The organism is Bradyrhizobium sp. ISRA436 (genome assembly GCF_029910015.1).
GTDB lineage: Bacteria > Pseudomonadota > Alphaproteobacteria > Rhizobiales > Xanthobacteraceae > Bradyrhizobium.
On record NZ_CP094519.1, the window covers coordinates 4,621,512 to 4,636,476 of the forward strand.

Here is a 14,965-nt window from a genome sequence, read left to right on the forward strand (position 1 = left end):
GAAAAGCGGCGCCGACCGGACCGCGCGGTCCGGTCGGCGCCAGTTGTGGAAATCAGTCAGTTCGTGATCTTGCTGCCGATCACTCGAGGTAGGAGATATCCACCGCCTTGTCGAAGTCGAACGCATCGAACAGGTCAGCGAGCGCCGGGCTGTTGGTCGGCACATACTGGTTACCCTTCGTGTACGTCGGGTTCGGCAGGTTGTCGCGGCTGCGGTTCGTGAGCGGCTTGAGGTTCCAGTTGCGCTCGATGAACTTCAGCAACGACACGTGGTCACCGTAGTTGTGGTAGACCTTGCCACCCGTTGAATAGGACGACAGGATCAGGATCGGCATGCGCGCTCCATCGCCGAAGAAGTCGATCGACTGGATGTAGCCGGAATCCCAGTAGCCGCCGGCCTCGTCCCAGGTGATGAAAACCGCCGTCTCCGCCTTCAGCTTCGGATTGGCTTCGAGCGCACCGAGGATGTTGGCGACATAGGCTTCGAACAGATCGACCTTCGAGCTCTGCGGATGGCCGTCGAGCAGGCCGTCCGGCTTGCCGAACGCCACCGAGGGCAGCTCGTCGTTCTGGATCGCCGTGACCAGATCCGCGGTGTCCTTGATATGCGCCGCCCGGACCGTCGGGTCAGCCATGATCGAGGTCGCGTACTGGAAGGGATTGCAGATCTGGCAGTAGGCAACGCCGAGCGCGTGAGCCGGATCGGCAAGCGCAGCACCGTTCAGGTCCGGGCTGGTCGCATTCTTGGCGACCGCTTCATTCGAGAGCACCACGGCGTCATTATATGCGCCGCCATAGTAGGCCCACGAAATCTTCTTCTCAATCAACGCATCGCCGATGGTTCTGACCGACGATGGCGGCAGGCTGTTGCCACCCGAGAGCGCGCCGTTCGGCAGATAGCCGGGGCTGGTATTGTTGAGCATGTAGTAGTGGTTCGGCTTGCAGTTCGGCTCCGCCGCATAGGGCAGCGCCTCGAGGTAGCTGACGATCGGCTTGACGCCCGGCTGGCTGAAATCGCCGCAATTGCTGAAATTACCGTCGACCGCGTACTTGTTGACAGTGCCCGCGGCCGGATTCGGATTCGCAATCAGCTTCGCCGGCGGCGTGGTCGGGTTGCCGTTGCCGTCGCTCCAGAAGCCCGCATCACCAGTCCCGAGCATGAAGTGGTTCGCACCGGTGCCTCCATGGAACGACTGGTGGAAGTTGTCACCCAGGGTGAAGCGGTCCGCCAGCATCTTCAGGATCGGGGCTTGCCCCTGCTCGGCGTTGTAGAAGCCCATCTCATTGCCCTGGCTCTTGTTGCTCGCCGAATAGGTCGCCATGACGAAAGGGAACAGGTCGTTCAAGCAGCCCGAGTTGTTGCTCTTCGACGCGTTGCCCGCGCTGCAATCCTCCTGCTGCCAGTCCTGGTAGAAGCGGTGGGTCGTGTCACCGGTGTAGTCGTCGTCGGTGATATTCGTACCCTGCAGCAGGAACGGTCCGGCGAGGCTGCCGGCGCCGGGAACGCGGGTATCGAGGACCCCCTTCGGCAAACCGGTGGCACCGGTCGTCAGGATGTCGAGGTCGCTCGGATCCATATCCTTCTCGACGCTCGCTTCCGCGACCGTCTTGAACGGAGCGCCCGTGTCGCTCTGCGCCTGCGGAGCACCGTTGGTGTTCGGCTGCGGCATCACATTGGTCGGACTATAGGGCGTCTTCGCGATCGCCGGAGCACCGACATAGTAGGACGACTGGGCCGCAGCCGAAAACTGCTGCGCCTTGGCGAAGTTTGGGCCGGGCGAACCGTCCTCGTTGACGATACCCTTCGACAACAGGTTCGAGATCGTCTCACCCCTGCCCTTCGGCTTGTACACGCCGAACGTGTGATCGAAGCCGCGGTTCTCACCGATCAGGACAATGACGTGCTTGATCGGCGACACCGTCTTCACCCTGCTCGCCGGATCATGGTCCCTGTTGGACCAGTTGTGCTCTTCGGTGTTGGCATTTTGGTGATGCGCATGCGAGCGCGTGTCCCAATCGCTGCGGCCGCCGACATTTGCTGCGTAAACTGCCGTGGTCACCACGATCATCGAAGCAATGCAGAGCGCCGTGGTCGTACGCCAGTGATCTTCGAAGTTGAAAGCCATGCCGACTCCAAACGGTTGTTGTTTAGCGCCGCCGGTCATTAGTGCATCAACATGACGCACGCATATCGCTGCGATGAAACGACGCACGAAGAACAAGATGATCCCCGCTCTTTTCTCTACGCGTCCATCACACGCAATGAATTCAGTAGACGCAGTGTACTCTTCGACGATGCAACCTCGCGCTCACACGGAAGCGTCTGCAAAGTCGCGGCACGACTGCACAGCTCATTCATGTGAGCTACGGGATCATCGATTCAAGTGCTTCAGGTCGCCGCCGGTCCGCCGGCGCAAATGGAGGGCGGCACGCTTGTCGGACAACACTACCGCGCCACGTGCCTTGATTGAAGAACACGACGAAGGGCCATGTAGTGCTGGTCATGCACGGCCGGATTGAAGAGCGACCATTGTTCGGCGCCAGCCAATATTCTCCCGTCGTCGACCGCGATCTGGATCCGCCGTAGCAGCAGTACGACCTCCTTGAGCGCCGCGCGCGCGTTCACGCGCTCCCGATCACCGCCTGAGACGCTCGTGTTCTTCCGGTCGGGATATTGCTCCGTCAACTCACGCAGCTCGCCGCCGATCGTCTCGACGGCCAATCCAACGACCTGCTTGTCGCCTGAGGGAATTGCGGTCCCCAACACCGTCGCGAAGTCGTTGATCTCCTTCAGCGAAGCGCCGGCGCCTTCATGCTCGTAAGGCTGTGTGCCGTCGCCCACGGCGGTGAGATACGCTACCAGATCCTTGCGATCCTGCGCGGTCAGACCGAGTGCGAACACCGTATCAAAATGAGTCACCACCTGATCGTAACTATCGAAGCGACCGTCATGAAAATATGGCGCGTTGAAATCGGCGTTGCGTAGCGTCGGCGTCTTGAACAGGCCGCCCGATCCCACGTCATGCTGCTTGTGATCGACGAAGGACCCCGAGGGAACATGACACCCGGCGCAGCTCATGCTGGGATCATGCGGAAACGGCTTCGAAAACAACGCTTCGCCGCGCCGCTCCGACTCGCTGATCTTCCCGACCAAACGTCCTCCAGGCCCGAGGCTCGGATTGGGCAGGAAATCGATATCCTGGAGATAGGCCACAATGGCGTCGACGATCACCGGCGTCGGCTCGGGACCAGCAAATTCGCTGACAATGACGTTGCGCACGAAATCATGCAGCGAAGCCGTGCGGCCGTCGGCGCCGTAGGGCGCGAGATAGCGCGCACCGCGCAGGCTCGGGATTCGCACCGGGTCCAGCAAGCCATTGTCGGCCTTCGGATTGAACAGTGGTCCGCTTGTGTCGAAATTGCCCGGCCGCGTCGACATCTTCGGCATAAAGAACCGGGCGTTGCCGGCGCCGTTGACGTGACAGGTGCCGCAGCTGATGCTGGCCTGCCGCGCGACGTCACCGAGGATCGACGGCGAGCTGAACGCCAGATTGCCAAGATTGACCAGATACGACTTGCCGCCAGATATCTCGGAGCGAAACACCTCGCGCGGTCGATCCAGCGCGTCCTCGTTCAGCTCGGTGTTGACAGGCAATACGGTCTGGTCGCCGTCGACCGGAAAGGCCAAAACCCGTTGATGCAGGACGGTAACAAGGCCGACCGCAGCCGCGACGGTGCCCAGACGATGCAACCTCATCGCGATTGAGCCTCCAACGTCGGCCGCTGCAGTCCCAGCTTGAGCGACGCGGCCTGCAGCGAGACCACCAACTCTTCGCTGGCGCGCCGCAGCGCCCGAACATCGACATGCGGCAGATCAGATGCCGCGACGATGGTCTTGAGCTGTTCAATGCGCTCCGTCACTTGCCTGGCGAGCCGCGCGTCGGCCGTCGTGAGCGCATCAGCAAAGATGGTTCGGTATGCAAAGTCGATGCCGCCGACATTGTTGCGCATGTCGTCGAGCGAGGTCCCGCTAATCCGGGATTCGCCGCCATCCGCCTTGCTCTCGCCCACCTCGTAGGCAAGTCGCAAGGTGCCGTCGAGCAAGCCCTGCGGTGTCAATCGCATGGTCGGCAGCTTGCTCTTGAGCTCGCTGAGATGCTCGATCAGTGCATCGGCATCGCGCTCGACACTGATCTCGCCGGAACCGAACAATCTTGCCTCGATAGCGTGGAATCCGCTGTCGGCGTTGGGCCAGGCGTCAATCAGCGTATCAAGCTCGGGTACAAAACCGGCAGTGAAGACCTCCGAACGCTCCCAACCGGCGCGGGCCGCGAGCCAGGCTCTTTTCGCTCCTGCCAGATCCTTCGCGGCGACACGCTCGCGCAGCTCCTTGATGCCCGCCAGCGCCGACCCGATGCCCTCGATCATGTAGGGGCGATAGCGCTCCGCCGCGTCGTCAAGCGGAGTGGCGCTTGCCTGACCGACGCCGTTCGCAATAGCGAACGCAACAAGGCACAGCACCACGCCTTTCTTCATTGATCCCCTCCAGCACGCGGAGTGCAGTCGTTCGCGACGCTGCGTCCAACGATCGCAGCAATATTGTCGGCTTGTTATGCTGTTTTGTGACGGTATCGCCTTGGTTCACGACTTCTCCGCGAATGAAGAAGCATTGCAGCGACGCAAATCCTTGCTTACGCTTCACGGCGAAGCGCGCACGCGCATCGACGACAAAATAATTTCTTCAAGCAAACTTCATACTCTCGCGATGACGCCGGATATCGTTGATCGGCGCGCCGAGTTCCATGTACTTCAGCGAACGATATGACGGCCGATACCGCACCACCTCTGCTTACAGAATTCTTCGCTGCGCTGTGCCTGCTGTGTGGCAGCCTCGCCCTGATCGATCTTCGCCGAGGCATCATTCCAGACGCCCTTAACCTTGCAGTGGGCGGCCTTGGTCTGGCGCGGACCGTTGTTGCCAGCGGCGCCGTGGCCGGCGTTGAGGCCGCCGCGGAGGCGATGATCGTCGGACTCATCTTCTGGCTATTTCGTCGGCTCTATTTCACCGTGAGGAAAGTTCAGGGACTGGGGCTTGGAGACGTCAAGTTTCTCGCCGCGGCTACGTTATGGGTCGGCCTCACAGGCATTCCCATACTGATCCTGATTGCTGCGCTCTTGGCGTTGATCGCGGTCGGTGGCGCGCAAATGGCCGGACAAAACCTGACGCGGCGGACCTCGCTGCCGTTCGGTCCTTTCCTTGCGCTCGGCTTGCTGTCAGCCGTGGTCGCCCAGCAATGGCTCGGCTTAATCTAGCGTCTTATTGGCTGTCTCCAGTTGCGACCAAGCCGCTTGCGCCAATTCCCCTCGCCCGGTCGTCCCGCGCCGAGCCAAAATCGTGCGCAATGCCAAGGAAAGAACCCGCTGGCTGGTTCGCCGGCGGGTTCCTTATCTCATCAGTTGGCTGATGTCAGTGATCCCAGCCTCCGCCCTGGCCGCCGTGGCCACCGTCGTGGAAGTCGAAGAGGTCGAACAGGTCGCTGAGCGCCGGGCTGTTCACCGGAACGTAAGGATTGTTCGGCGCGGCAACCGGATTCGGGAAGTTGTCACGGCTGCGCTGCGTGATCGGACGCAAATCCCAGTTCCGCTCGATGAATTTGATGATCGAGACATGATCGGCATATTCATGCGAGATGTGCCCCTGCTTCACGAACGGCGAGACCACGATCAACGGGATGCGGGTGCCGTCACCGAAGTAATCCAGCGGCTGCACATAACCAGAGTCGAAGTAACCGCCGCCTTCGTCGAAGGTGATGAAGATCGCGGTATCGTCGGCGTAATCCGAGGCCTCAACCTGATCGACGATCTTCTTCACGAAGCCCTCGAACAGATTGAGCTTGGAGGACGCCGGATGACCGTCGGTATAGCCGCTCGGTTTCACGATCGAAACCGCCGGCAGAGTGTGCTTGGAGATGTCCGAGTACAGATTGACCGAATCCTGGATATGAGCGGCAACCTGGTCCGGATGCGACATGATCGACGTGTCGTACTGGAACGGATTGCAGATGTTGCAGTACTCGTCGGCAGTGGGTCCGGCTACACCCCAGTTGAGCTGGTACGGATCGTTGACGTAGTTGTTCCACTGGTCGCCGTAGTACTTCCAGGAGATGTTCTTCTCGTTCAGGCTGTCGCCGATGCTCTTTCTCGTCGACGGCGGGATCGTAAACGGCGTGTTGGACGGGTTCGTATCGGTATAGGCATTCTTGCCATTGCCGAAATATCCGGGATTGTAGTTGTTCAAGAGATAGTAGTGGCTCGGCTCGCAATTCGCATTGATCCGGATCGATTTCAGATAATCGAGGATCGGCTTGACGCCGGGCTGGCCAGGATCCGAGCAGTTGCTGTAGGAGCCACCGCCAGAGACCGGATTGGTCGAATAAGGCGGCGGGTAACCGCCATTGCCGCCGGCGCCGTAGCCATCCTCGATGTACCAATTGTTGGTGCCCATCGCCGGGTTCGGATTCTCGATTTCATGGACAGTACCGGCGTCGGGGGTGCCGCCGAAAACCTGCGTGCCATCGGGCGGCGCGACCGGATTGCCATAGTTGTCGCTGAAATAGATCATGTCGGCGTGGCCGAACATGATGTGGTTAGCGCCGGTGCCGCCGTTGACGGATTGGTGGAAATTGTCGCTCATCGCGTACTTCTGCACGAGACTCGTGAAGTAAGGCACGTCGCCCTTCTGCACGTTGTAGAAGCCGAGGGCGGTCGACCCCTCGCCCGTGGTCGTCGCGGTCGGTGAATATTCCGTGGAGAAATTCGCAGGCTGCTGCGCTCCGTTGGAGCCGGCGCCAACGGTTACCTCGACCCAGGCGAACAGATTGCCGTTGCAGCCCGACGGATTGTCGCGGCTGGCGGCGGAAGTGTTGCAGTTGAGCTGCTGCCACATCTGATAGAAGCGATGCACCGGGCTTGCCGCATAGGCGTCATAGGGCATGGCATCACTGTTGGTGAGTTGGAACGGGCCGGCCGGCAATGCATTGACATTCGTGATGCGCTGGTCGGGGGTCTTCGACGTCTGCCCGGTACCGCCGGTCAAGAGATACTGGTAATATTCGGACGGCAGGCCGGACTCGGATTGTTGAGCCAGCGCCAGAGACGCCTCGCAGGTCGTGATCGGTGAGCTTCCGCATTGGTTAGGGATGTAGGAGTCCTTGGGACCGCCCACCAGCGGAGCCGGCAATTGATCCTTGGCGAACGTCTGCTTCGGGGGCCTCAGCAGGAACGCATCGTTCAAGCCGGTGTCCGTGGCAGAGAGCTGATGTGCCTTTTCGAAGTTGGGTCCGGGGACGGCGTTCTTGTCCTGGTCGAGCTTGACGATACCCTGCGACAGCAGGTTCATCACGCTCTCGCCGGGCTGGTTGGGCACGTAGGTGGCGAACACGTGATCGAAGCTGCGGTTCTCGCCGATGATGACGATCACATGCTTGATCGGCGTCCTCGTCTCGTGGCCACCGTGGTGTCCCCACTCGTCGGCAAGCACTGGGCTCGCGGTGAACTGACCCAGCGCCAGCGCGCTGAGAGTAAGGCGGCACCCCTGCAGCCAACGTGACTTGTGCTTGTCGCGCATCAAAGCTCTCCTCTGTTCTGTGGGTTGGACGGCGTAGTTGAGGTCGCGGTGTTACTCGGCACGACCTTGATACGTCCCATCATGCCGCCGTCTTCATGCTCGAGGACGTGGCAGTGATAGACGAAGGTGCCGACGATGCTGGGATCACGAAAATCCATGCGCAGTCGCACGCTGGGATATTTCAGCATCCGGCCGTTGTAATAGGGAACGTTGACCGTATCGCGCAGGAACGGCTCGTTGACCGCGATCCCGGACCAGTCGAGCAACTGGAAGTGAAGCTGGTGGATGTGGAAATCATGCAGCTCCATCGAGCGGTTCTCGATGATCCAGTCCTCGACATCGCCCTGCCTCACCACGATGTCGGGGACGTCGGACTGCGGATCGAACGGCTTCGGCGTGTTTCCGTCGATGGTCAGAAAGAATTGCGTGGGACTGTTGGGATCGTTCGGGTTCTCGGGTCGCTCGGAGAAAAACAGTTTCCTGACGCGTACCGGTGCAACATCGCCAACCCACGGCCGATCGGGCGGCGGCAACGGCTCCGCAGCGATCGGCAGCGTTGCTCGCGGCTCACTGGCCTCTGTCGTGCTCGTGATCGCCATCAGCGCGCGGTTCGGGTCGTTCTCTCCGGCGGGCCCGGTATCGACGGCACGCGTCACTAGCAATGCGGACGCTCCCGCCGGCGGACCTTCGACGATGAACTCGGCGCGAGAGCCTGGCGGCAGGCCGATATGATTGACCCGTTGCACCGCCGACGACGGACTGCCCTGGAAGCGCAGCGGGACTCCGTCGATACCGACCACGCCGAGCTGCTGCGGCGCGCGGCCGACCAGCAAAGCAAGGTTGAGATACGTGATCGCGGACGCATTCAGCACGCGCCACAGCTGCCGCTCTCCCGGCTTCATCGACAGCGTCGCCGGCGGGTAGTTCGGATATGGCACCGGCACGAAATTGACGGACAGGTCCTTCGATGGCTTGCCGGTGCCGGAGTTGGCGACGTCACCGTCATTATCAAGCTGGCTTTTCGACATCACCGGCTCGGACTTCGACGGCGGCGCGCCGGGATTGACGAGATCCTGGTCGCGGATCACGAGCACGCGCTCGGGCAGTCCGGTGAGCGACGGGTCGACGCGCTCGATGCCTTCGATAATCAAGGCACCAGAGGCGCCGCCGAGCACCTGCGTCTTGCTGAAGCCGTGAAGATGCGGGTGATACCAATAGAGCCCGGGCGGCGCATCGTCAGGGATGCGCAGGCGATACTCGAACGGCTTGTCGTCGGGCTGGATCGACGTCTTCAGCACATCATCCTGGTGGCACACCGGCGGCACCGTCAGTCCGTGGAAGTGCAGATTGGTGGACACCGGCGTCATTGCGCCGCTCTTGCAGGGATCCGCCTCCTTCTTAGCCGTGCAAATCGGCGCACCGGCGAGTGCCCGATCAATCGCGGGCATCGCGGCAGGAAGGTCAACAAGGTCGTTCTTGAAATGGATGACCAGCCGATCGCCCGGCTTCACGCGTAAGGTCGGCGACGGCTTCCCGTCGGACGTCAGGTAGCAGTAGCGGCTCGTCCCGTCCGGCAGCCTCTCGTCATGGACGCTGAGATCGACCTCGAGGATTCCGTCGCGACTACGCAGCTCCACCGGTTCGGCGATTGCGCTTCCCGGCTCGGGTCGGGCGCAAACATCCTTCTGCGTTCGCGGCGCGTCCGGCAGATCCGCCGCACTCAGCCAGGCAGTCATGCCACTCGCTGCGAGCCCGACGCCGGCCGCGACGATGACGCAAGAAATGGTCGAGTATCGTCGAAGCACGCCGTCCTGCCCATGTGTTGCAGCCGTGCAAAAGCGCGCTGACGCCACGCATGGCGCCAGCCAGCCTCGCGACCGCAGTCGCCAACGAGTGTTCTGTTTGACCTCGCAACGCTACATGCGCGTTGTTGCGGGAATCTGGCAGGTTTCTAACAGCCAAATGACAGTGGATTGCGGCATTTCAGCGCGGAACCGCTTTCAGAGCGCTGACGAGACACGTCTCTCCCGGACGCACGGCGATGCGTAACCGTGCAGCAAATTGACGTTTCATCGCCGCCTCAGTTCAGCCTGCGGCGTCGAGCCGTCGGCGCTGACGGGTGTCACCAGCACTGGCACATTCGCGTGTTCGCCGGGTGGCGGCAACGTCAGTATCGCCGTCTGCTGATCCATTTCCATCGTGACCTCGCGGCTCTGGATCGCGCGCAGTTTCCAGCCCTGATAGTTTTCACCGAGCTTCAAGCGCAGCGCCTGCTTTGTCGACTGATCGAGAAAGATGCCAAAGCTCTCGTCGTCGCTCGCTATGGTTCCAACCAGCGACAATGGTGGCGGGCGGATTTCCTTTTTCCGCGGCGGCGGGGGTGGCGGCGCCGCCGCCGGCTCCGAGGCGACCACCGGCGGCGGCCGCCGTGACGGCGAGAAGATCGGACGATCGCGCGTCCCCGACAATCGAGCGAGCGGAATCGCCCATAGCGGGTTGGCGCTCAGCAGCTGCTCCGGCGCCGGCGGCGGGGCAACAACACGAACGGAAGTCACCGGTTCGCTCGATCGCGGCGCGGCCGTTCCCCCCAGCCGCGTCTCCTCGGCAATGCCGGCGTCGAGATCGTCGGTCGTGATTGCGACCGTCGCCGCCCCGGCAGCATGGAGCGACAGCCCAACCGCTATGGTTACAATCGTAAGGCTGCGGCTCATTTGGCGCCTCGCCATTGCCCGGACACCCCCAGCAGAACCCGCAACTTGCCGGGCTGCGAGCCGGACGATGTTGTCGGGGTTTGAACCACCAACTGGTCGACAAACAAGAACGGCATCCCCGCCTCGATATCGTAAAGCAGTTCTTGCAGCTGAGGCTGCTCGATCTCGCAGCTCGCGATCATGCTGAGGAACCCTGGCTTGCTCGATGAGCTCTGCACGTCAAGCTGCGTGGACAGTACGTTGCCGCCGAATTTCGTCACTGCGTTGGCCACCCGCTGCAACAGCGTGGCGCCCGCGATCGTGACGGTGGCGCCCTCGAGGTACGGCGAACCTGCCGGCATCGTGCCCTCTCCAGTCGCATTCGGTTTGGCCGCCGCACGGTGCCCCCCGAGCTGCTCCAGCATGGTCGCGGCGGCGGCGACCTCGCCGCGCTGATCGATCAGATCGGATATCGACATCACCACGGTGAAGAGCAGCACGATGATCAGGCCGACATAGGCCACCGCCGCCAAGAGCGGCGAGGAGGTGACCAGCTTTACGGGTGTGGACAGGATATTCACGAGCCGGATCCGAAATAGGCAGTGATATGAGCTTCAATGTGGAAGCGCTCGCCGGGTTCATTTGCCGCGTGCGTGGTGGGTGCAAAGAAGGTGGCGCGGGTGAACTGTGGGGAGGACTGCTCGATCAAGCGGATCAGCGAGGGGGCATCCTGCGTCATCCCGACGATCTGGATCTTGTCTCCCTCGATCCGCAGTTCAGTCACATAGGTGGAATCTGGCAACGCCCGCGAGATCGCCTCGAGCACCATGACGCTCGACGGCGTGCTCTGCTTGCGTTTGGCGAGCAGGCCCAGCCCTGACGCGGAGCCGTTCGCGCCAAGACGCAAGGCCGCGCGGCGCTGGGCGATGCGCTGCTGCAGGTCGCCCAGCTCCGATTGCAGCGAGCCACCGAGATAGGCATTGATCAGGAGCGACGCGGCCGCAGCGAGCGCGGTCGATAGCAAGAGGACGCGGAGCAGACGGGGCACGTTGACCGCGGCGCCAATCACGCTGCGCAGCGGCCGGTCCATCAACTTGATCGGCGTGGACGTATCGCCCAGCGCCGGCACCAAGATCGCAACCGACGCAGCGTCGACGGTCTCGGCGAACTGCAACACCGGCGCGACCTTCTCTCTCGACGTCGCCGCGAAGCTCACCTCGATCCGGTCGTTCGCAGCGAGCGTGGGTGCCCCCCAGCCGAACACTGCGTCACTTACGGACCACGGCGTCAGGCGATCGACCTGAGCCCTGATCATCCCATCGAGGAAATCGGCCGCCTTGCTCGGGAAATCGAGCTGATGCGTCATGATGTGATCCGACCGCAACAGCGCCTCGATGCGGCTCGCCCGGAACGCCGTCTTCCACACGTCCGGCAGCGGCGGGCGCGCCGTGTCGGTATCGAAACGGAAGGACAGATCAGGCAGATCGGCTCCGCTCTTCGCGTTGATCGCGGTTGCGGTGAACGCGCCGTCGTGTCCTTCGGCAAGCTGGATGCGCTGCGCGCGCATGAAGCGGCCCGCTATCGCGTCGATCGCGCGGCCCACTGCATCGATCCATTCGGTCAGGAATAGCTTCACGTCCCACATCAGCGCCATCAGGACCCCCGGCGCTCGAGTGGTGTGTGAGTAGGGACGACATCGTCCTGCCACGACAGAACGCGATAGGGCTCGCGCTTGTCGCCGAGAGCGATCACAACCTCTGACGTGGCGCGCCGGCCGTTGGCGAAGCCGACCGTTGTTTCGACGCGGTAGCACGGGCTCTTTGCTCTCGGCAGGTTGCTCTTCGTCGGAGCGGACGGGTCGGCACCGGCGAGCGGATCGTTCGAAGGCCCCATCGCACTGCCGAATGGATCCGTGTTTGCATTGGAGCGTTTTGCGAAGGCCGCGACCACCTCGGGCGCCGCGATCGTCGCATCGACGTCGGCCGACCCGTTGAAGATGGTCACAAACGGCAGGGCGCGATCGACGAGTGCCAGCGGAAGTCCGGCGACCAGCGCAAGCTCATTGACATGCGTGAACAACGACTGCCGTGGCGAGTAACCCAGAGCCGCGTAGCGCGCCGCCTCGTCATTCGTGCTACCCGGCGTCGGCGGGGTGCGCCAGCCCACAATACGCTCAGCGTCCTCATTGGCCGCGTCCTTGCTGGCACCGAGTCCAGCAAGGAACGCGGCCAGTACCTCTTTCGACGCGAGATTGAGGTCGATCCGAGCAGCTTCCGAAGTGAAGGTGACGCCGACATTGGCGTCGTCCATTCGGAAATGGAACGAACCCCGCGCCGGCCTTGCATCGTCGCCCGCGAGGATCAGCTGATAGGCCGTGAGCTCGATGCCGGCCGATACCAGCGCCTCGTTCTGCAGGGCGGTATCACCGAGCGCCATCGCGCGAGCCGACGCCGACAGATAGAGCGCAAAGATCATCGCCAGCGACGACAGTGCCAGGAGCATCCAGAGCACCACGACGATCACGAAGCCGCGTTGGGGGTGATCGGGAGAGCACCGCGCACCGCTCATAACCGACCTCCCTGCCCGGCGACGTTGGCCGGCCCGCTGCTGCCAGGGTTATTCGGCTTGTCGGTGCAGTTGCCGTCCGGCCGCGCGCAATCGCTCGGCACCTGGGTATGGACCGGGGCAATCGTCGAGACCGAGAGCACGCGCTGGCTGGCGGCGTCTCGGATAATCAATTTGATCATGACGGGCAACTGCTCCGCCTCGCGCCATGTGCTTTTCCAGACCCGGTCCGGCCCCGCATAGGCAAAGGACAACCGAAACGACGCGCGCAGCAACACCACGGGATCGCGGAAGCGCAACTGCTCGGTCAGCGACGAACCGGTCGGCAACGGCGCAAACCGCGTCCGCGAGCGCACCGTGACGAACTCTCGACCATCGGAGCTCTCGCCGAGATGCACGACGTCGAGCCCCGGCCCGGCATTGGGACCAATCGCCGTGCGCACGAAGGTGATCGAGAGCTCCGAGCCATCGAACAATGGACGGCGGGATTCGCGGTTGGCTGGAACGTATTCGGCCGCAGCCAGGTCGGCCGCGATGCGTTGCAACGCCGCGCCAATCGCTTCATCGCGCTGGATCCGGTCAATCCCCCGGTTCCAGTTCGGCAGCCATTGTGCGGTGATGCTGGCAAGTGCCGACAGCACAAGGCCCATCAAGGCGAGCGCCACAATGGCCTCAATCAACGTGAATCCAGCTTCACGCTCGCGCCAGGCCGCCATCATTGGGACGCCGCCCTTTTCATCAAGCGTACCGTGCGAATATCCGACGTAGCCCCGCCGGGCGACCTCACGCGCACCCTGACGAGCTCAGGCACCCAGGCCGCGTCGGAATCCGGAACGGTCCAGTTGCCCCCGAGCGGGGTAACGTCGACCGTCCAAGCGTAGCCGTCGGCCTGCCCGGACGATGTTCCCTGTCGGAGTTGATCACGCGGTGGAATTGCGGCGACCATAGCCGTGCGCGTGGCTTGCATCAGCGCCACATGTCGTTCAAACGAACGCACCCCGCGTACATTGGTGGCCATGACCGAGCCGATGGCCACGATCACGACGGCGACCACCGCCAGCGCGACCAGCACCTCGATGATCGTGAAGCCGGCGTCGCGGCGTTCAATTGATGGCGGCGTGGCGGGGGACAATCTCGACCCTCCCGGTCAGCCAGTTGACGCGGACTTCATAGCCTGCATTGAACCGCGTCAAGGCGATGGTGCCACCGCACGATGTGCCGTTGGCCAGAAAGCGAATGGTCGACAACGCGGCCTGCCGCTGGCACGTCTCGGGCAGCACCGCATCGAAGCGTACGTCCTCGGGAATCCGGATCGCGAGTTGCGACGCGCCGGACTGGATCATGCGCCCCTCGGCATCGACAAGCGTCGCGACGCTGACCTGGCGGCGGATCGCGGCATCCCGGTCCGACTTCAAGAGCGTCGCTGCCTGCAAGGCATAGGCCTGCAGACGCGAGCGCGAGGTCTCGCGCGGAACGAACGGCAGCAGGACAGCCGAGAGCAGCGCGATGATCGCGAGCACGCAGACCATCTCGAGCAAGGTGAAGCCTTGTTCCGCCGGTCTATTCATTCTTTGCGGTCAGCTTTTCCAGCGAGATATCGGCGGCGGTGCCGCTGCCCCCTTCCTGACCGTCGGATCCGTAGGAGAGAATGTCATAGGGGCCGTGCTCGCCGGGCGAGCGGTAGATATAGGCATGGTTCCATGGATCGTTGGGAACGTTGCCGCCCTTGAGATAGGGCCCATTCCAGGCCGAGACGCCCGGGGTCGACCGCACCAGCGCCCCCAATCCCTCCGCGCTCGAGGGATATCGGCCGGCATCGAGATAGTAGAGGTCGAGGGCGCTCGCAAAGCTCTGCAGCTGGATCCTTGCGGCCTTGACCTTGGATTCGCTGAGATAGTTGAGCACGCGCGGTCCGATCAAGCCCATGATGAGACCGATGATCGCGATCACGACCAGCATTTCGACCAGGGTGAAGCCGGCCTCGCTGCCATGTGAGCGGCCACACCTGGCGCGCTGGTGGGCCGTGCCGCCGATGAGATGCTCGCGGATGTATTTGAATGAGATCATGTTGCACCAACCTCTGG

General features: G+C 62.6%; 14 protein-coding genes. 1 reads left to right on the plus strand and 13 read right to left on the minus strand.

The window, feature by feature from the left end:
* Positions 1-79 precede the first annotated feature (79 nt).
* The 3 genes from MTX23_RS21900 to MTX23_RS21910 all read right to left on the minus strand — a co-directional run bounded on the left by MTX23_RS21900 (position 80) and on the right by MTX23_RS21910 (position 4,535).
* The gene (locus MTX23_RS21900) at positions 80-2,125 is read right to left on the minus strand and encodes an alkaline phosphatase family protein (RefSeq protein ID WP_280972262.1); all 2,046 of its coding nucleotides are present in this window, start codon (positions 2,123-2,125) and stop codon (positions 80-82) included.
* 320 nt (positions 2,126-2,445) lie between these two features.
* Positions 2,446-3,756, minus strand: coding sequence for a cytochrome c peroxidase (locus tag MTX23_RS21905; RefSeq protein ID WP_280972263.1), 1,311 nt, complete (start codon positions 3,754-3,756; stop codon positions 2,446-2,448).
* The gene (locus MTX23_RS21910) at positions 3,753-4,535 is read right to left on the minus strand and encodes an EfeM/EfeO family lipoprotein (RefSeq protein WP_280972264.1); all 783 of its coding nucleotides are present in this window, start codon (positions 4,533-4,535) and stop codon (positions 3,753-3,755) included. The genes MTX23_RS21905 and MTX23_RS21910 overlap by 4 nt, the downstream gene beginning before the upstream one ends.
* A 285-nt stretch (positions 4,536-4,820) precedes the next feature.
* On the opposite strand from MTX23_RS21910, the gene MTX23_RS21915 reads away from it, so the two are divergent.
* Positions 4,821-5,312: an A24 family peptidase gene (locus tag MTX23_RS21915; protein WP_280972265.1), complete on the plus strand. Its 492-nt coding sequence runs from the start codon at positions 4,821-4,823 to the stop codon at positions 5,310-5,312.
* Positions 5,313-5,466: 154 nt separating this feature from the next.
* Here the strand turns inward: MTX23_RS21915 and MTX23_RS21920 are convergent, their stop codons facing one another.
* The 10 genes from MTX23_RS21920 to gspG all read right to left on the minus strand — a co-directional run bounded on the left by MTX23_RS21920 (position 5,467) and on the right by gspG (position 14,948).
* Positions 5,467-7,626 carry an alkaline phosphatase family protein gene (locus MTX23_RS21920; protein ID WP_280972266.1) on the minus strand — a complete coding sequence of 720 codons (2,160 nt, stop codon included), beginning with the start codon at positions 7,624-7,626 and terminating at the stop codon, positions 5,467-5,469.
* Positions 7,626-9,362, minus strand: a complete 1,737-nt coding sequence (locus tag MTX23_RS21925; protein ID WP_280972267.1) for a multicopper oxidase domain-containing protein — start codon at positions 9,360-9,362, stop codon at positions 7,626-7,628. Before MTX23_RS21925 ends, MTX23_RS21920 begins: the two co-directional genes overlap by 1 nt.
* Positions 9,363-9,695: 333 nt before the next feature.
* A complete protein-coding gene (locus tag MTX23_RS21930) occupies positions 9,696-10,337 on the minus strand; it encodes a hypothetical protein (RefSeq protein WP_280972268.1) in 642 nt (213 codons plus the stop codon).
* The gene (gene gspM, locus MTX23_RS21935) at positions 10,334-10,840 is read right to left on the minus strand and encodes a type II secretion system protein GspM (protein ID WP_348637591.1); all 507 of its coding nucleotides are present in this window, start codon (positions 10,838-10,840) and stop codon (positions 10,334-10,336) included. The genes MTX23_RS21930 and gspM overlap by 4 nt, the downstream gene beginning before the upstream one ends.
* 53 nt (positions 10,841-10,893) lie before the next feature.
* Positions 10,894-11,970, minus strand: a complete 1,077-nt coding sequence (locus tag MTX23_RS21940) for a PilN domain-containing protein (protein WP_280972270.1) — start codon at positions 11,968-11,970, stop codon at positions 10,894-10,896.
* The gene (locus MTX23_RS21945; protein WP_280972271.1) at positions 11,970-12,884 is read right to left on the minus strand and encodes a type II secretion system protein GspK; all 915 of its coding nucleotides are present in this window, start codon (positions 12,882-12,884) and stop codon (positions 11,970-11,972) included. The genes MTX23_RS21940 and MTX23_RS21945 overlap by 1 nt, the downstream gene beginning before the upstream one ends.
* A complete protein-coding gene (locus MTX23_RS21950) occupies positions 12,881-13,600 on the minus strand; it encodes a type II secretion system protein (RefSeq protein ID WP_280972272.1) in 720 nt (239 codons plus the stop codon). The genes MTX23_RS21945 and MTX23_RS21950 overlap by 4 nt, the downstream gene beginning before the upstream one ends.
* Positions 13,597-14,013 (minus strand): prepilin-type N-terminal cleavage/methylation domain-containing protein, encoded by a 417-nt coding sequence (locus MTX23_RS21955; RefSeq protein ID WP_280972273.1) that lies wholly within the window; start codon positions 14,011-14,013, stop codon positions 13,597-13,599. The genes MTX23_RS21950 and MTX23_RS21955 overlap by 4 nt, the downstream gene beginning before the upstream one ends.
* The gene (locus MTX23_RS21960) at positions 13,985-14,449 is read right to left on the minus strand and encodes a prepilin-type N-terminal cleavage/methylation domain-containing protein (protein ID WP_280972274.1); all 465 of its coding nucleotides are present in this window, start codon (positions 14,447-14,449) and stop codon (positions 13,985-13,987) included. The genes MTX23_RS21955 and MTX23_RS21960 overlap by 29 nt, the downstream gene beginning before the upstream one ends.
* Entirely contained in the window at positions 14,442-14,948 is a 507-nt protein-coding gene (gene gspG / locus MTX23_RS21965; RefSeq protein WP_280972275.1) for a type II secretion system major pseudopilin GspG, read from the minus strand. The genes MTX23_RS21960 and gspG overlap by 8 nt, the downstream gene beginning before the upstream one ends.
* Positions 14,949-14,965: the final 17 nt, after the last annotated feature.